General features: G+C 62.1%; 14 protein-coding genes, 1 tRNA gene and 1 pseudogene. 5 read left to right on the top strand and 11 right to left on the bottom strand.

Annotated elements, in window-relative coordinates; translation table 11 throughout:
• Nucleotides 1-180 precede the first annotated feature (180 nt).
• Nucleotides 181-1,179 (bottom strand): RluA family pseudouridine synthase, encoded by a 999-nt coding sequence (locus AC0QTX_RS21110; RefSeq protein WP_474605786.1) that lies wholly within the window; start codon nt 1,177-1,179, stop codon nt 181-183.
• Nucleotides 1,180-1,274: 95 nt separating this feature from the next.
• Here AC0QTX_RS21110 and AC0QTX_RS21105 point away from each other — a divergent pair.
• Nucleotides 1,275-1,350: transfer RNA gene (locus AC0QTX_RS21105), tRNA-Glu, on the top strand.
• Between the two features lie 69 nt (nt 1,351-1,419).
• Here the strand turns inward: AC0QTX_RS21105 and AC0QTX_RS21100 are convergent.
• Nucleotides 1,420-2,919, bottom strand: a complete 1,500-nt coding sequence (locus tag AC0QTX_RS21100; RefSeq protein ID WP_474605785.1) for a polysaccharide lyase family 7 protein — start codon at nt 2,917-2,919, stop codon at nt 1,420-1,422.
• 389 nt (nt 2,920-3,308) lie between these two features.
• Nucleotides 3,309-3,719 (bottom strand): hypothetical protein, encoded by a 411-nt coding sequence (locus tag AC0QTX_RS21095; RefSeq protein WP_474605784.1) that lies wholly within the window; start codon nt 3,717-3,719, stop codon nt 3,309-3,311.
• Between the two features lie 532 nt (nt 3,720-4,251).
• Here AC0QTX_RS21095 and AC0QTX_RS21090 point away from each other — a divergent pair.
• A complete protein-coding gene (locus AC0QTX_RS21090) occupies nt 4,252-4,416 on the top strand; it encodes a hypothetical protein (protein ID WP_474605783.1) in 165 nt (54 codons plus the stop codon).
• 267 nt (nt 4,417-4,683) lie between these two features.
• Nucleotides 4,684-4,863, top strand: a pseudogene (locus AC0QTX_RS21085) (hypothetical protein); the annotation flags it as partial.
• Between the two features lie 444 nt (nt 4,864-5,307).
• On the opposite strand, the gene AC0QTX_RS21080 reads toward AC0QTX_RS21085, so the two are convergent.
• From AC0QTX_RS21080 to ggt, 7 genes are all read right to left on the bottom strand, one after another.
• Entirely contained in the window at nt 5,308-5,472 is a 165-nt protein-coding gene (locus tag AC0QTX_RS21080) for a hypothetical protein (RefSeq protein ID WP_474605782.1), read from the bottom strand.
• Nucleotides 5,473-5,568: 96 nt separating this feature from the next.
• Nucleotides 5,569-6,906: a TRAP transporter large permease gene (locus tag AC0QTX_RS21075; protein WP_474605781.1), complete on the bottom strand. Its 1,338-nt coding sequence runs from the start codon at nt 6,904-6,906 to the stop codon at nt 5,569-5,571.
• Entirely contained in the window at nt 6,906-7,490 is a 585-nt protein-coding gene (locus AC0QTX_RS21070; protein WP_474605780.1) for a TRAP transporter small permease subunit, read from the bottom strand. The genes AC0QTX_RS21075 and AC0QTX_RS21070 overlap by 1 nt, the downstream gene beginning before the upstream one ends.
• A 105-nt stretch (nt 7,491-7,595) precedes the next feature.
• The gene (locus tag AC0QTX_RS21065; protein ID WP_474605779.1) at nt 7,596-8,732 is read right to left on the bottom strand and encodes a TRAP transporter substrate-binding protein; all 1,137 of its coding nucleotides are present in this window, start codon (nt 8,730-8,732) and stop codon (nt 7,596-7,598) included.
• Nucleotides 8,733-9,037: 305 nt separating this feature from the next.
• Nucleotides 9,038-10,228, bottom strand: coding sequence for an O-succinylhomoserine sulfhydrylase (locus AC0QTX_RS21060; protein ID WP_474605778.1), 1,191 nt, complete (start codon nt 10,226-10,228; stop codon nt 9,038-9,040).
• 71 nt (nt 10,229-10,299) lie between these two features.
• Nucleotides 10,300-11,217 carry a dTDP-4-dehydrorhamnose reductase gene (gene rfbD, locus AC0QTX_RS21055; protein WP_474605777.1) on the bottom strand — a complete coding sequence of 306 codons (918 nt, stop codon included), beginning with the start codon at nt 11,215-11,217 and terminating at the stop codon, nt 10,300-10,302.
• A 73-nt stretch (nt 11,218-11,290) separates the two neighbouring features.
• Nucleotides 11,291-13,045: a gamma-glutamyltransferase gene (ggt, locus tag AC0QTX_RS21050; protein WP_474605776.1), complete on the bottom strand. Its 1,755-nt coding sequence runs from the start codon at nt 13,043-13,045 to the stop codon at nt 11,291-11,293.
• A gap of 303 nt (nt 13,046-13,348) precedes the next feature.
• Between ggt and AC0QTX_RS21045 the strand changes: the two genes are divergently transcribed.
• Both AC0QTX_RS21045 and AC0QTX_RS21040 read left to right on the top strand, forming a co-directional pair.
• Nucleotides 13,349-13,579 (top strand): hypothetical protein, encoded by a 231-nt coding sequence (locus tag AC0QTX_RS21045; protein WP_474605775.1) that lies wholly within the window; start codon nt 13,349-13,351, stop codon nt 13,577-13,579.
• Between the two features lie 155 nt (nt 13,580-13,734).
• Entirely contained in the window at nt 13,735-15,060 is a 1,326-nt protein-coding gene (locus AC0QTX_RS21040; RefSeq protein ID WP_474605774.1) for an MFS transporter, read from the top strand.
• On the opposite strand, the gene AC0QTX_RS21035 is transcribed toward AC0QTX_RS21040, so the two are convergent.
• Complete coding sequence (locus AC0QTX_RS21035) at nt 15,015-16,172, bottom strand: transglycosylase SLT domain-containing protein (RefSeq protein WP_474605773.1); 1,158 nt, start codon at nt 16,170-16,172, stop codon at nt 15,015-15,017. The genes AC0QTX_RS21040 and AC0QTX_RS21035 overlap by 46 nt on opposite strands.
• Nucleotides 16,173-16,213: the final 41 nt, after the last annotated feature.

Genomic DNA, 16,213 nt, shown 5'->3' with positions numbered 1-16,213 from the left:
CTCCTTTGGCTCCCTCACCGCGAGGCAAGCCTGAGGCGGCCCCCTCGCATGGCTGGCCGCCCAACCTCTTCATATAATCGGTTCTACCTTGTCCGAATAGAGGCGTCAGGCTTCAAGACGTGGTGAACGCGCCAGCATCGCAAGGGTGCCAGCGTGGCCGAATTTTGCGACCCATTGCCGCTAACCGGGCGTCTGCAGCGCCTTGAGAAGGGCCGCCATGTCGTCCGGGAGCGGGCTTTCGAAGCGGAGGAATTCGCCGCTTCTCGGGTGCTCGAAACCAAGGATCGCGGCATGCAGGGCCTGCCGATGCAGGGCGTTCAGCGCCTCCCGCGACGGTTCCGAGAGGCGGTTCGCCTTTGTCTTGAACCCGGAGCCATAGGTAGCATCACCCAGGAGCGGGTGTCCGAGATGGGCCATGTGAACCCGGATCTGGTGCGTGCGTCCCGTCTCCAGCTCGCATCGCACGAGGCTCGCCACCGGCAGGGCAGGGGGCAGGGTCTCCAGGAGTTCATAATGGGTGATGGCATAACGGCCGCGCTCTTCGCCCACGACCACGATCTTCTCGCGGTTGTGCGTCGAGCGGGCAAGGGCCGCCTCCACGGTTCCGCGCCGCCGCTCGGGCACCCCCCAGAGGATAGCCAGATAGGCCCGCTCCAGGGGCCCTGTGCGGCCGTGATCGGCGAACTGCGCCGCCAGGGCCTGATGGGCGAGGTCGTTCTTGGCCACCACCAGCAGGCCCGAGGTATCCTTGTCGAGCCGATGCACGATGCCGGGCCGCTTCACCCCGCCGATGCCCGACAGGCTCTCGCCGCAATGGGCGATGAGCGCGTTCACCAGGGTGCCTGAATCATGCCCCGCCGCCGGATGGACCACGAGGCCCGGAGGCTTGTCGATGACGATCACGTCGTCATCCTCGTAGACGACGCTGAGCGCCATCACCTCGCCGGCGGGTTCCGCCGGCACGGGGGGCGGCACGATCAGCTCAACCCTGGCACCGCCAGCCACCTTCCTGTTGGGATCCAGCACCGGCGCGCCGTCGACGGTCACCTGGCCCTCCCGGATCAGCGCCTGGAGACGGCTGCGGGACAGTTCTCCCTGGAGCCCTGCCAGCACCCGGTCGAGCCGATCAGGCGCCAAGCCATCCTCTAACGTCCATTCCTGCCGCGTCGCGTCGTTCACCGCATCCTCATTTCCGGTCGGCCTTCGCTTTTTTCCAGCAAAGGGGCTTGAAGCAAATCAGAAGGGTGGTTATACGAGCGGCCTCCACCTTGCTAGCTCCCTTCGTCTAGCGGTCTAGGACGTCGCCCTCTCACGGCGAAAACAGGGGTTCGAGTCCCCTAGGGAGCGCCAAAGGTTCTAAGGAAAAAGCCCCGCTTCGGCGGGGCTTTTCTTTTGATCCCGTCGAATCCGGAAGGTCCGTCAGATCACGACGAGATCGGACGTCGTGAGACGGGCTTTCTTCTCGATCAAGGCGAACTGGACTGCTGCTCTCGAGCCTGATCCGTCGGAGTCGTAATACAGCGCTCCCGTGGCGCCGTCGTAGACGATGTAGTCGTTGCTATCGAGTGCCTTTGGTCCGAGTCGGAACAGGCTGGAACTCAGGGTGCCGGTGCTCGTGAGGCGGGTGAACACCGCGTTTTCGAGGCGGATGGTGTCGTCCACGGGGATGAAGTCGACGATGACGTCGTTGTTGGTCGAACCCAGGCTGGTGTCAAAGATGAAGTAGTCTCTGCCCGATCCGCCGATCAGCACGTCGCTGCCACCCTTGCCGTAGAGCCTGTCGTCGCCGGACTTCCCGTCGATCAGATCGTTGCCGGAGGAGCCCGTCAGGGTGTTGCCGCTGCTGGTCCCGGTGAACGTGCGGGTCGTCACGGGCCGAGTTGGCGATGAGCCGTTTACCGAGATCGCGACGGTGCCGTCTGCCGAGTCATTGTCGGCATCTTTGACCGTGTAGATGAAACTGTCCTGACCCGAGAACCCGATCTTGGGCGCATAGGTGAACGCTCCGCTGCTCTCCACTGACACCGAGCCACCTGCCGAGGTGGCGAATGTGCCCGCAATGGCCACCTTGCCGCCATTCTCCGCCGTATCGTTGATCAGCAGGCCTTGGGCGGCTGCGATCGTCAGGGTCGCGCCTTGTGTGGTCGCATATGTATCATTGACGGCCACGACCGGATGATCGACCGGTGCGGTCCCGTCGTGATTGACGCTGAGCCCGTAGAACGAGGTCTGGCCCCAGCCCGTACCCTGTGTCTCGTTCACGCCGAGATACGCGCCGGCCTTGAAGTAGAACACATCCGTGTCCCAGATGTCGTTGATGCGCGTCACGGATGTATAGGTCTGGCCGTCGGCCTCGACGCTGACCAGGAGGTCGTTGTTCTTGGCGTGGATCGTGTAGGAGAACTGCTCGTCGAGCGAGACGTTCGGCTGCTGACCATTGGTACTGGTGAGATTGAAGGTCGTAGAGACGTTGGTGGCGCCTGCCAGTCCATTGACGAAATAGATCCTGCCATTTTCCCAGTAGAGGCGGACGAGTTCGTTATCGAGGCCGTGGATCTGGCCGATGACGATGCGGCCGGCAACGCCGCTGAATTTGATCGGCGCCCGATCAATCTCCAGAGTCGCCGTCATGAAGCCGCCCTGCTCGAGGTTCCAGGCGGCTCGGGCCGTGCCGTTCATCTCCAGCAGTTCCGAACGGGCATAGTTGGAGCCGCTGGTGGTCGATCCTTCGACGGGGGCAGCGAAGGTCATGGCACCGTCAGGGCCGGTGTAGAAATAGGCCGGATGCTGGTATCCGATGAGGTTCTTCACCTCGGTGGCCGTACCGACATAGGCGCCATTCACGTCGATGGGCAGGCCGATCTTCCATCGGGTCAGGTTGAAGTTTCCGCTGGGAGGAAGGGTTGGATCGAGCGCCATGAGTGCTGCCTGAAGTTTGCAGGGAACGCCGGGCCCGAGAAACGCCAGGCCGCCTTCCGAATCTCTCGAGAACTGACTGAACTGGCTGACGGAATGAATATTCCTTCAGGCCTGGCGAGCAAATTACTATAACGAGTTATCGATCGAGCGCGCATCCGCGATGCTGCAGAGATCGATGCTGTCGTTGAGACGATGCTCTGACGCAGTTCAAAGAACATTGTGCGGCTGATATCAAGGTATGCTCATCTGCGGCATATAAGCCTCGACCCTTATGGCAGAGATTACTTCGCTGGAAGTTGCCAACCGGCCTTCTGCGGTCGCGCTTCGTACGGCCATGTTCATCCCGGATCGCAAAAGGGCGGCAAAAGCCGCCCTTGGAGGTGCCTGTCCTACTCGGCCGGCGTCAGGCGGACCGTCGGGCCGGGAGCAAGGTCTCGCGCCGGGCGGAAGACGAAATAAGCAAACATGAGCATGGCCGCGAGCACGATCAGCGATGCGAGAGCCGCGATGGGATCGGCCGCGTGATAGCCGAGATGGATGGCGGAGACAGCCACCGTGAGCACGACCGTGCCGATCGACCACAGGACCACCTGAATCATTGCCAACCGGCTGGTGTCGAGGGTGGGGCGGCGCTCGTAATAGATGCCGAAGAGGAACAGAGAGACCCATCCCAGCAGGTTGAGGTGGGCATGAGCCGGCATGATGGCGTGGTTTTGGGTCGCAGCCATGCCGATTCCCATGGCCATGCCGGCGATGACGAACAGAACGGCAAGTCTGAAGCTGAGTGAAGAAGCGTGCATGATTCAGGTCCTCCGATAAGTATTCCCTGGCTGATTTGCGTTTTCTGATTACAGCCGAGGTCACAATGAAGGATGTGCGCAGAATCACAAAGTCTCAATATGGGTGCTTACCTAACGTTTTTACATTGCATTACTGAATACATGCTTACTTCTGAATAAGTTGAATTTAAGCATGAATTTTTGGAAAATTGCACTATTTTATCAATATAGAGCTGAATCCGTAAATAAATCCGCAGTAAACGAAGAAGATTCTGTTGGAGCAACCTTTCTTACCGCAGCTCATTCCTAGAAAAACGCTCTGAGTGACGCTCTCCGCTTTCGAGGACGCGTGGCTGGGGGATGTCGCCACCCCAATCGATGTGTTTTCCCAGCTTCTCGGTGGGGGGTCCATTCTGAACGGAAGTGCCCGCGATGACCGGTTCGGCGGCCACATCTATGCGACGGCGTACAATGACCACTTAACTGGCACGCGCCCGACGACGAGTTCTGGGTTGGACTGGGTAGCGATACGATCACCGGCGGCGGATTCGATATGATCGCCTACAACGGCCCTAAGGTCCGCACGAAGGGAACCGTCGTGGAGTTCACGTCCGAACAGGCCGGCACGGTGATTGGCGAACAAGGTGGGACAGCTACATTCTCTGAAGTGGAGGCTGTCTACGAATCTACTCTCGATGGCTCCTTCAAAGGTGTGTAAGGCTGCCGGAGGTCCGTGGTTTTGCAGGCAGCGACACGTTTGATGGCGCTGCGGGGATGATGAGGTCGGTTACAGAAGCGATACACGCCAGATCGACGGCGCCATTGGCATTGTAGTCGATCGGTCGAGCGTCCAACAGAACGGCTCCGTTCTCGTGCAGGGCGTGAACAATGATATCGGCAGGCCGTTCAGTGTCGAACTCCTTCGAGGCAGCCGGAACAACGACAACATCAGAGGGTCTGAGGGCTCAACAAGCGTTTACGCGGTGATGCCGGGAACGATACGCTGATAGGCCGTAATGGCAATGATCGGCTGGAAGGTGGCGTTGGTAACGACACTGCAATCTATACCGGCAACCGCTCCGACTATTACTTGACGAATAGCGGTACGCAACTCGTCATCACCGATCAAAGGAACGGCGGCGAGGGCATTGGTCGAGAATATTAGAAAGCTTACGAGAGAGCGGAGGGGGCAGTGTTCCGGGCCCTTCAGCGAGCCGGAGCAAAGCTCTACCCTCCGGTCAAAGAAAACGGCCCGCACAATCGGGCCGTTCGTCCATCCTGCCGGCTCAGCTGCGCTGAGTCACCCGTTCCTTGCGGGAGCCTGAAGCCTGCTGCTTGCGCTTGGTGGACTTCTTCCAGGATGGTCTCATACGGGCTTTGCGGGCCACGGCATTCTCCTATGGTTTTCTGCCTTCCACGCCGTTGGAGGCATCGGGACCGGTCGTCTCGAAACCTTTGAGCCGGTCGGTGCCCGTCAGGCTCCGATAGCCGGCGGAGCAATGGGCCTGCTCGGCGTGATCCGGGCGGCTATGGCCCGGTGCACGACACTGGCTTTCAAGGCTTTGCTCAGCCAGCCTCAGGGGCGATCTCGTCTGTGCCGGGCTGTGGCCTAGCTGCCGCTCTGGATGTCACGGCGGTGCGCCCCAGAGCCGGTGCCCTGCTGATCCTTTAGGGCATGCTCGCAACGGTCCACGTGGCTTGCGGCGCGCTGCTGCATTTCCTGCGTGTTGTGGCAGGGGTCGCTCACGTCTTGCTGGCAGAACTGGCACTTCATGATGGCCTCCTTCAGGCACGAACAGGAGGCCAACGTGAGGGCGCTTTCAGGGTTCCGGGCTTGTTTAGAAAGTTTCTATCCAGCAGCCCCTGAGCCTTAGCCGTAGAGATAGCGCGGCAGCCACAGGCCGAGCCCTGGGAAGATGTAGAACATGGCCATGGCGACGATGACCAGGAACAGGAACGGCATGACGCCTGCGAAGATGTCGTTGATGCTCACATGCGGGGGCGCGATGCCCTTCAGGTAGAAGGGAGCCATGGCTACCGGCGGCGACAGGAACGACGTCTGAATATTGAGGGCAATCAGAATGCCGAAGAAGATCGGGTCGATGCCGAAATTATCCAGGAGCGGCAGGAAGATCGGCACGAAGATCACGACGATCTCGGTCCATTCCAGCGGCCATCCGAGCACGAAGATGATCACCTGCGTCAGGATCAGGAACCAGAAGGGCGAGAGGTTCAGGCCTGTGACGAAGTTCTCGATCGGCTGATGGCCGCCGAGGAAGGCGAAGATGGAGGAGAAGATGAAGGATCCTACGAACAGCCAGCACACCATAGCCGAGGTGCGGGCGGTGAGGATCACTGATTCCCTCAACTTGCCGAAGGAGAGAGAGCGATAGGCCGCAGCCAGCAGCAGGCTGCCGAGGGCGCCCACGGCGGCAGCCTCGGTCGGCGTCGCGATGCCGAAGAAGATCGCACCAAGCACGGACAGGATGAGCAGCGCGAGCGGAAAGAACGACGTGGCCAGCGACCAGATGACTTTCGCAAGAGGAACCCTGCGCTCTTCAATGGGAAGTTTGGGCGCAAGGCTCGGATTGATCATGCAGCGGATCAGCACGTAGAGCATGTACAGTCCAGCGAGCATGAGGCCCGGAAAGAGGGCGCCGGCATAGAGCTTCGGCACGGACACGCCGGCGGTGGCGCCATAGAGGATCAGCATCACGCTGGGCGGAATCAGAATGCCGAGGCATCCGCCGGCGCAGACCACACCCGAGGCAAGTCGTACATCGTATCCGGCCCGCAGCATGGCCGGGAAGGCGAGAAGGCCCATCAAGGTGACGACGGCTCCCACAATGCCGGTCGCTGTGGCGAACAGGGCGCAGGTGACCAAAGTCGCGATGGCAAGCGATCCGGGAAGCCCGCCGACCGCGATCTGGATCGAGTGGAACAGTCGATCGAGGATGTTGGCTCGCTCGATGATGTAGCCCATGAAGACGAAGAGCGGGATGGCAACGAGCGTGTCGTTCGTCATCACCGAATAGGCGCGCTGCACGACCAGAGCGAACACGATGTCGCCCATGGCGAAGTAGCCGAAGCCGAAACCGAGCGCCATCAGCGTGAACGCGATGGGAAACCCGAACATGATGAAGACCACGAACAGGCCGAGCATCACCACCCCCAGTTCGGGATTTCCCAGCCCCCAGGATGCGAGCATCAGATGTTCCCCTTTGTAAGGCCTTGTTGCTCGGCCTGTTCGAGAATGAGCTTCTCGGTTTCTTCGACGTCATGCAGGCGCTGCGGCCACTCGCCGTTGCGCAGGCATTGAATGCAGCGGATCACCTCGACGATGCCCTGGAAAGCCATCAGAATGCCCGCGAGAGGGATCAGCGCCTTGAAGGGATAGATCGGCGGCCCGTTCGGTGAGTTCATGGAATGCTCGTTCATCATCCATGACATCTGGGAGAACGGAATGCCCGCATAGACGAGGGCAAGGATGCCGGGAAAGAAGAACAGGAAGTAAAGCGCGAGATCCATAGCCGCCTGACGGCGCGGATGCCAGTTGCGATAGAGGAAATCGCCTCTCACGTGGTTGTTGCGTGCGAGCGTGTAGGGGCCTGCTATCATGAAGAGCAGGCCATAGAGCATGTAGCTCGCGTCAAAGGCCCATTCCGTTGGGGCCCGCAGCACGTAGCGCGCAAACACCTCGTAGCAGACCGCGAAGGTGAGGGCGAGGATCGACCAGGCAACGGTCTTGCCGATGAAGGTGTTGATGCGGTCGATGAAGTAGACGAAGCGCATGGGCGAGGCCCTTCCGGAAGCCTGCGGGACATTGCGAGGGCGGCATCATGTGTGCCGCCCTCGCTTGATGACAGTGTCTTAGACGGCGGACCCGCCGGCCATTCTTCAGGTGGTCTTGAAGAAGTGGTCGTAGGCCATGTCGCGTGAGGGCTCGTTCAGGCGCTCATAGGCATAGGTCCGCTGCACCCAGGCCTTCTGACTGTCGATCACCTTCTTGAAGAACGCATCCTTCGAGAACTCTTCGATGACCTTGTTCCAGGCATCGAGCTGCGCCTTCAGCACCGAGTCAGGGGTCTTCACGATTTTGACGCCGCGGCCACGGATGGCCTCCAGATCCTTCGAGTAGCGGTCGAGCGCCTTCCACGACATGTCGGCCGATGCCGATTCCGCGGCATATTTGATGATCGCCTTCACCTCGGCGGGCTGTGCATCGTACTTCGCTTTGTTGAAGATGAGCTCGAAGGTTTCTCCGGACTGGTGATAGCTCTGGAGCATCAGGTTCTTCGACACGTCCGGGAAGCCGAGCACGAGATCGGAGGACGGGTTGTTGAACTCGGCGCCGTCGATGACGCCGCGCTCCAGTGCCGGCACGATCTCGCCGCCGGCCAGGATGGTGACGGCCGCGCCGAGCTGGCGGTTGAGATCGGCCGCCAGTCCCACAGTGCGGTACTTCAGGCCCTTGAAGGCGTCGGCCGAGGTCACCTCGCTCTTGAACCAGCCGAGCGGCTGGGCCGGCATGGGGCCCGACAGGAAGCCGACGATGTTGAGCTTCAGGATCTGCTGCTGCAGCTCGTTGTAGAGGTCGTAGCCGCCGCCGTAGTTCATCCAGCCTAAGAACGAGTTGGCGTTCCAGCCGAAGGACGGGCCGGTGCCGAAGAGGGCAAAGGCCTTGTTCTTGCCGTACCAGTAGGCGGAGACGCCATGGCCGCCGTCGAGAATGCCGGCATGCACCGCGTCCTGCAGCTGGAAGGCCGGAACCACCGCGCCTGCGGCGAGGACATCCATCTTCAGGCGCCCGCCGGACATGTCGTTTACGCGCTTGGCGAAGTCGTTGCAGAACTCGTGGAAGATGTCGCGGTTCGGCCAGGTGGATTGGAATTTCCAGGTGGCCGTCTGGGCTCTGGAAATCTGAGGTGCCGCGACCGTTGCTGCCGCTCCCAGGCCGGCGACTTGCAGGAACCGACGGCGAGACTGCTTGGATGCACTCGGAGTCTGAGACGCTGATGATTTATCTTTTTTCACTGCTTCCTCCCTCAACCATATCATTGTGAAGGGCCGCGTTTTCTTATGCTGGAACGCGTTATTCCGCAGAGGATGGTGTGTCATTTCCCTTGTGACTTCAAGGGGTGCGGGAGGGCGTGCGGTATAGACCTCTGGCGTAGATGAGTTTGACTTCACCGGCCGATGTTCAGCGTCGATCTTCTTCTACAAAGACCTTTCTAGCGCTGCTGCTCCATCGATGAAGCAGCCCAATGCCGGGCAGGCAACGCTCATGTGAGCCGGTAATCTTGCGGCGGCCTCGGATCTGTATCACGCGCTTGTGATGGTCAAGCGTGGCCGAGGGCGTGGGCGAGATCTTCGAGAAGGTCGTCCTTGTGCTCCAGTCCGATCGACAGGCGCACCAGACCGTCCGAGATTCCCATCTCGGCGCGCTGCTCGGGCGTGAAGCGCTGGTGGGTGGTGGTGGCCGGATGGGTGACGAGACTCTTAGCGTCGCCCAGATTGTTGGAGATCCTGATCAGCTTCAGAGCGTTCAGGAAGCGGAAGGCGCCTTCCTTGCCGCCCTTCACGTCGAGGGCGATCATGGTCGAGGCGCCACTCATCTGGCGCCGGATCAGGTCCGCCTGAGGATGGTCCGGACGGCCCGGATAGGTCAGGCGGCGCAGCTTGGGATGGTCGTGGAGCGCATCCGCGAGAGCGCCGGCGGTGGCCGTCTGTCTTTCGACACGCAGGGGCAGGGTCTCGAGGCCCTTCAGAAGGATCCAGGCGTTGAAGGGGGAAATCGACGGCCCCGTCATGCGCAGGAACTGCTGCACCTTGTTCTCGATGAACTCGGTGGAGGCAAGGATCACGCCGCCCAGACATCGGCCTTGGCCGTCGATGTGCTTTGTCGCCGAATAGACGACGCAATCGGCGCCAAGCGCGAGCGGCTTCTGGAAGAGGGGTGTCGCGAAAACATTGTCGACGGTGAGGGTTGCGCCTGCGGCATGGGCGATCTCGGCCACCGCCGCGATATCGATGATCGCAAGACTCGGGTTGGTGGGCGTCTCCAGCAGGAAAGCCTTGGTCTCGGATCTCACGGCATCGCGCCACTGGTTCAGATCCGTTCCGTCGACCAGGGTGCAGCCGACCCCGAAGCGGGGCAGGAAATCTTCCACCACCCAGCGGCAGGAGCCGAAGAGCGCACGCGCCGCCACCACATGGTCGCCGGCCTGCACCTGCCCGACCATGGCGGCCGTGACAGCCGCCATGCCGCTCGCCGTCGCACGGGCCGCTTCCGCGCCTTCAAGACCGGCGATGCGCTGCTCGAAGGCATCGATGGTCGGGTTCGAGTAGCGGCTGTAGCTGTAGCCGGGCTCCTCGTTGAGGAAGCGCCGCTCGGCGCTCTCCGCGCTCTCGTAGACGAAGCCCTGCGTGAGGAACAGCGCCTCGGAGGTTTCCCCGAAGGGGGTGCGCTGATGGCCCTCGTGAACGAGGCGGGTTTCGAGATGGTGGTTCGGCTTCTGCGGCGAGGTCATGAGGCAATCCTACGATTGTTCTTTATAAAGAACAATCGTCTCCTCCCGCGGAAATATCCGCATCAGCTCGCTCAGCCCACATTGCCTCGGAGAAACTCCTTCCGGGTCTCTTCGATGAGGCGCTTCACGCAGGGCTCGAGCGACGAGCGCCAGGGGGGCAGGACCACGCCATGCACATCCTTGAGCTTGGTGCAGTCGAGCCGGGAATTGGCCGGTCGTCTGGCCGGGGTAGGGTAGTCCGCCGTCGCAATGGGCCGAACCTTCGCCGAGGGTCCGCCCAAGTGCCCTGACAGGGTGAAGATTTCGGTCGCGAATTCCGCCCAGCTGGCGAAGCCCGTTCCGGCCATGTGGAACAGCCCGCGAAGGGTCCTGTCCTCCGGCCTTTCAAGCAGGTTGCGGCTGACCGCGATGATGCCGTCGGCGATGTCCAGGGCGCTGGTCGGCGAGCCGTGCTGATCGGCCACGACGCCGATCTCGTCTCGATCGCCCGCGAGGCGCAGCATCGTCTTCACAAAGTTCTTGCCGAAGGGGCTGTAGATCCAGGCGGTGCGCAGGATCGCATAGTTCTCTGCCTCGGCTGCCACGGCCTCCTCTCCTAAGAGCTTCGAGGCCCCGTAGACTCCCAGGGGAGCAACAGGATCAACCTCCCGGTACGGATGATCGGCGGTACCGTCGAACACATAATCGGTGGACAGGTGGATCAGGGGCACGTTCATTGCCGCTGCTGCCCCGGCGACGACGCCTGCGCCGATCCCGTTGATGGCCTCGGCCAGCTCCGGAGCGGACTCGGCCTGGTCGACGGCGGTGTAGGCCGACGCATTCACGATGATGTCGCCGCCGGTCTCAACCAGGGCATCCTCGATGCCCGACGGATCGGCGAGATCGAGCTTGGGGCGGCCGACGAGCACGGCCTGGGCGCCGTGAGCCCGCGCCCGCTCCGCCAGGGAGCGGGCGACCTGCCCTTCCTTGCCGATGACGATGATACGCATGGAACTCCAACCTTCTTCGATCTGCCTTCTTCGACCTGGAAGCAGCGTTATGAAACGAACTTCCATGGACATGTCAGTTGCCGATGGCAACACCTTCGCGGCGGCTGTCGGCACCGCCGACGAGCCCTGCCGGCGTGACGACGATGGCATGGATGCCGGAGTTCTGGTCGATCAGCTTGACCTCGTGGCCCTTGGCTTCGAGCGCCGCCTTCCAGGCTTCCGCCTCGGTGCCGGCCTCAAGCTCCGTCGGTCCGTTGCGGCTGCCCATGTTGGGCAGATCGGCGGCGACCTGAGGATCGAGCTTCCAGTCCAGGATGCCCACGAGCGTCTTGGCCACGTAATTGGGAATGAGGCTTCCGCCTGGCGAGCCTACCACCGCATGGAGCTTGCCGCTGCCGTCGAGCACCATGGTCGGCGCCATGGACGAACGCGGGCGCTTGCCGGCCTCGACGCGATTGGCGATCGGCTTGCCGTCCTCCGTGGTGGCGAACGAGAAGTCCGTCAGCTCGTTGTTGAGCAGGAACCCGCTCTTGGTCATGATCCGCGCCCCGAAGCCATCCTCGATGGTGGTCGTCATGGACACGGCATTGCCGTTGCGGTCGACGATGGAGATGTGGCTCGTGCCGTATTCGATGCCGTCCGACGCCCCCCAAAGGAAGGTCTTCTGGAACGGCGGATCCCCGGGCTTGGCCTTGCCCATGGACTTGTTCGGGTCCACGAGCCCGGCACGGCTCTTGATGTAGCCGGGATCGGTCAGGCCCTTGACGGGAACGTTCACGAAGGCCGGATCGGCCAGGAAGAGCGCGCGGTCCGCATAAGCCAGGCGGCCGGCTTCCGCGATCCAGTGTGCCGCGTCAGGGCCTGGCTTCACGGCGGCCATGTCCTGAGTTTCCAGCACGCCCATGATCTGCTGCACGGCGACCTGGCCGGAACTCGGCGGGCCCATGCCGCAGATCCTGTAGGTGCGGTAGCTGCCGCACAGGGCCTCACGCTCCTGCACCTTGTAGCCCTTGAGGTCATCGAGGGTCATGTCGCCGGGATTGGTTGGATGTCCCGTCACGGTCGCTACGATGTCCTGGGCGATCTCGCCCGTGTAGAAGGCCTCTGCTCCCTTCTCGGCAACGGTCCGCAGCGTCTTGGCGAAGGCCGGGTTCTTCAGGACGGTTCCGACTGCCTTGGGCTTGCCATCGGCCTCGTAAAAATACGCGCGGGCCACCGGATCGTTCTGGAGGAATTTCTCCTGGGTCAGCAAGCCGTTGAGGCGCGGCGAGATGGCAAAGCCGTCCTCGGCCAGGTGCGCTGCCGGCTCGATCACCTGCTGCCAGGACAGCTTGCCCCAGTTCTTGTGAGCCATTTCGAGCAGGCGCAGCGTTCCCGGCACGCCGACTGAGCGGCCGCCCACCACGGCATCGTAGAATTTCATAGGCTTGCCGTCGGGTCCGAGAAAGCGCTCGGGCTTGGCGGCGGCGGGCGCCGTTTCGCGCCCGTCGAGGGCCGCCATGGTCCGGCCGTCCCAGAAGATCATGAAGGCGCCGCCGCCGATGCCGGAACTCTGCGGCTCGACGAGGTTGAGAACCAGTTGAACCGCGATGGCCGCGTCGACGGCGCTCCCGCCTGCCGCAAGAATCTCCCGGCCTGCCTGGGCCGCCAGAGGATTGGCCGCTGCGACCATATCCTTCGTTGCGGTGCCGACGGACCTGGCCGTGCGCCCGGTAGGCGCCTCGGGAGATGGGGCGACTGCTTGAGCAAAAGCCTGTGAAGCAAAGGGAAGGCTGGCCAGGAGACCGAGACCCATGAGGCTTCGGCGAAGGGTGCTCTGAGTGGTCATGCGGCGTGCTCCCTGGTTGTTGCGGCTCATCCTAGAGCATCGGGCCCAAAAGTGGATTTGCACTTTTAGGATCCATCCGATGCTCAATCCTTTCAGCAGCCCATCGTCGAGAGCGGAAAACCGGGTCCACTCTTCCGCACGATGCGCTGGGATGGGAGAGCCTAACAAAGGATCATCCCTTTGCGCCACTTCCATTCCGCGCCGGAAAAGAAGAAATTCTGCAGATGTTGCGCTGCAATATCACACTCCTGTCACTGTTCTCGGGCAGGATGCGATTCGTCGCGAGAAGAAAAGGAGCAGGCCATGTACTCATATAATCTGTTCCGAAGCACGAAACTGGATGGCCTCGTTTGTGCCGTGCCGGAGGAGCGCTCGGTTCCTCCCTTCGTCATGGAGCCGAACTGGCAGTTCGGCGGTCGGGTCCAGAGCCAGGACGCTCCCCTCGGCTTCGACCGGAAAGCCGCCATGGAGGGCGTGCGGTTCAACGGCTTTTATCTTTTCGCCAGCTTTCAGAAGGACCGCCCGAGCCAGTAGGCTCCTCAACCCGACGGCGAGCATGTCCGGCCCCTTGGCCGGACATGCCGTTTCATGACCATGGACAAGACCCGGATCGACACTTGATCTTAGGCGGCACCTGCTCTCTATCTTGCTGACCTTCGCGCCCGCCGCCCCGCATTGTCGATTCGATTGTGAACTCCTCCCTTGCTCTGATCTGGACCATTACGGCCGCCACGACCCTCCTGCAGGCCGGGAATGGTCTCCTGCAGGCCCTGATGCCGCTGCGCATGCAGGCGGAAGGCATGTCCGTCACCTCCATCGGTGTCGTGGCTGCAGCCTATGGGGTAGGCTTCTCGACAGGCTGCTTCCTCGCCCCGAGCTTCATCCGCCACGTCGGATATATCAGGGCCTTCGCCAGCCTGGCGGCGGTGGTGTCCGTTCTGATCCTTGCCATGACGCAGGCCCATTCGACCTTGGCCTGGATCCTGCTGCGCGGACTGACGGGCGTCACGCTTGCCTGCATCTTCACCGTGACGGATGGCTGGATCAGCGCCCGCGCCACCTCGACCCATCGCGGGCGGATCCTCTCCATCTACATGATCTGCACCAAGGTCGCCCTGATGCTGTCCCCGCTGGGGATCAGCTTCGGCGACATTCGTACGGACGGATTGTTCATGGCGGTGAGCGCGCTGATGACGCTCTCCCTGCTTCCCATCGCGGCGACGACGACGAAGGAACCGAACGCCCCGCAGGGGGTGCGGATCGAGGTCAGAAAGCTGTTCGCCACGGCTCCGTCAGCGGTCGTTGGAGCCTTCGTGGTCGGGCTCGTCAATGGCCCGGTCATCGCGATCACGCCGGTGTTCGGCGTCAGCATCGGATTGAGCCAGGATCAGGCTGCTGCGCTTCTCTTCGCCCTGCAGGCGGGAAGTCTCGCGATGCAATGGCCGCTCGGATGGCTCTCCGACCGTGCGGACCGGCGCTATGTGATCGCAGGCCTGGCCGCCGGCACGAGCCTGGTCTCGCTTCTGATCCTCTGGGCCAGTGCGCAGAATGCGAGTCTGCTGATCCTGTGGTCGTTTGCGGCCTGGGGTGGGCTTGCCCTGTGCATCTACTCGGTCTGCGTGGCCCATGCCTGCGATATCGTCGAGCCGGGGCAGATCGTGTCCACAATCGGTACCCTGCTGTTTTCCTGGGCGACGGGGGTCACCGTCGGCCCTCTGCTGGGGGCCCTCGCCATGGAGGTGCTCGGCCCCAAGGGGCTGTTCATCTACTCGGCCGTGGCCTCTCTGGGGCTTGCCGCCTTCATCGTGATGCGGATCATCCGGGTGCAGCGCCCGCCTGCCAGGGGCGGCTTTGTCGATATAGCGCCCACCAGTTCGGCATCGGCGGGCCTGGCGCCCCGGGCAGAGGTCGGCGCGGCAGACCCTCAGCCTCACGCTCCTGACCCGGAGGGAGCGGTTGAGCCGCCTGATCAGAAGGGAAGGTCGCCCGCCACCCGGGTCGATACGTCGCCGTAGCGGTTGAGACGCTTGTCGATCATGTCATCGATCTTGCCATAGACCTCGGCCACGCTGAGCTGGCGGGTCTTCTTGCCATCCTTGGTGAAGAACAGCGACTTGTTGGACTTCGCCGCAGCCGGGAAGGCGGCGGGTGCGCTCTTCTTGGGCGTGTCGTCCACAAGGGCGATGAACTTGCTTGCACTGTCCACGCCGAAGAAGTGGGACATATAGAATTCCGAACGGTTGAGCTTGCGGCCAAGCCTTGTTTCGATCTTCGCCTTGTCGCGCTTCATCATCTCGGCTGCCATGAGAGCCGAGATGTAGGGATTGCGTCGCAGCCCGAGAATGTGCTCGCGCATGCTCTCGTCCGCTACGGCGAGCTTGCCGTCGGTGCGCTCGATCGCCTGTGCCTCCGCGACCAAGCCATGTGCCGGCCCGAAGGTGCGCACGACCTCGAGCCATGTGCTAGTGATGAACTGGAACAAGCCTACGGCCGAGGAGGTTGAGGCCTTGTTGCCGGGCAGGAAGCTCGACTCCTTGTCTGCAAGGGCCATCATGTAGACGGGGTCGGCGCCAGTCATCTTGGAAGCGCGCAGGATCGTGTCCACGATCCAGACGGGAACGCGCATCTCCTCGAATTCCATGTAATCCGTGAGTTCCCGCGAGACGGGCTTGTCGTCATCGCTGCCTGCCGCGGTCGGCGGATTGGTTAGGGGAATGGTCAGGATGATCTGCTTTTGCAGAAGGGCCTGATTGGTCTCAGCCGTCTGCACCGGGGCAATATCTTCCAGCGGATCAGCCGGAGCAGCATCGCCCACCGCCATGGTGAAGGGCTCCCCGTGTGCGCCCGGAACCTTGATGGCCTTCTCGCCGGCGTCAAAAGCCGCCGGAAGAGCTGACTTCTGTTCCGCCGCAGAGGCGGATTGGGGCATGGCAGCTGTGCCGATAGCCAGCGTGATGCAGGCGCCAAGGCCGAGCATCTTGGTCAGGTTGAGCAGGGTCTGACCTCCCTGAAGGGTGGAGCGCTTCTGAGGCGTGCAGCGGGTCTGAGAGCCGCTGTGTCTTGCGAAATCCAGGCAAAAAGCCTTTTGCTGGCATGCGTCTGGAGACGCTGTCAGAGCAATCTGCATATGAAGAAGCCCCCTAGAAATGCGCCGCTTCACTGCCAAGG

The sequence above is a fragment of the Microvirga sp. jy35 genome, from assembly GCF_056148915.1.
The sequence above is the reverse complement of the archived record's forward strand: the minus strand, read 5'-3'. Positions and strand labels throughout refer to the sequence as shown.

Coding starts and splice junctions, on each gene's coding strand:
- AC0QTX_RS21045 (WP_474605775.1), top strand. CDS start 13,349: ATGTACTCATATAATCTGTTCCGAAGCACGAAACTGGATGGCCTCGTT.
- rfbD (WP_474605777.1), bottom strand. CDS start 11,217: ATGCGTATCATCGTCATCGGCAAGGAAGGGCAGGTCGCCCGCTCCCTG.
- AC0QTX_RS21100 (WP_474605785.1), bottom strand. CDS start 2,919: ATGGCGCTCGATCCAACCCTTCCTCCCAGCGGAAACTTCAACCTGACC.
- AC0QTX_RS21095 (WP_474605784.1), bottom strand. CDS start 3,719: ATGCACGCTTCTTCACTCAGCTTCAGACTTGCCGTTCTGTTCGTCATC.
- ggt (WP_474605776.1), bottom strand. CDS start 13,045: ATGACCACTCAGAGCACCCTTCGCCGAAGCCTCATGGGTCTCGGTCTC.
- AC0QTX_RS21035 (WP_474605773.1), bottom strand. CDS start 16,172: ATGCAGATTGCTCTGACAGCGTCTCCAGACGCATGCCAGCAAAAGGCT.
- AC0QTX_RS21090 (WP_474605783.1), top strand. CDS start 4,252: ATGATCGCCTACAACGGCCCTAAGGTCCGCACGAAGGGAACCGTCGTG.
- AC0QTX_RS21075 (WP_474605781.1), bottom strand. CDS start 6,906: ATGCTCGCATCCTGGGGGCTGGGAAATCCCGAACTGGGGGTGGTGATG.
- AC0QTX_RS21070 (WP_474605780.1), bottom strand. CDS start 7,490: ATGCGCTTCGTCTACTTCATCGACCGCATCAACACCTTCATCGGCAAG.
- AC0QTX_RS21080 (WP_474605782.1), bottom strand. CDS start 5,472: ATGAAGTGCCAGTTCTGCCAGCAAGACGTGAGCGACCCCTGCCACAAC.
- AC0QTX_RS21060 (WP_474605778.1), bottom strand. CDS start 10,228: ATGACCTCGCCGCAGAAGCCGAACCACCATCTCGAAACCCGCCTCGTT.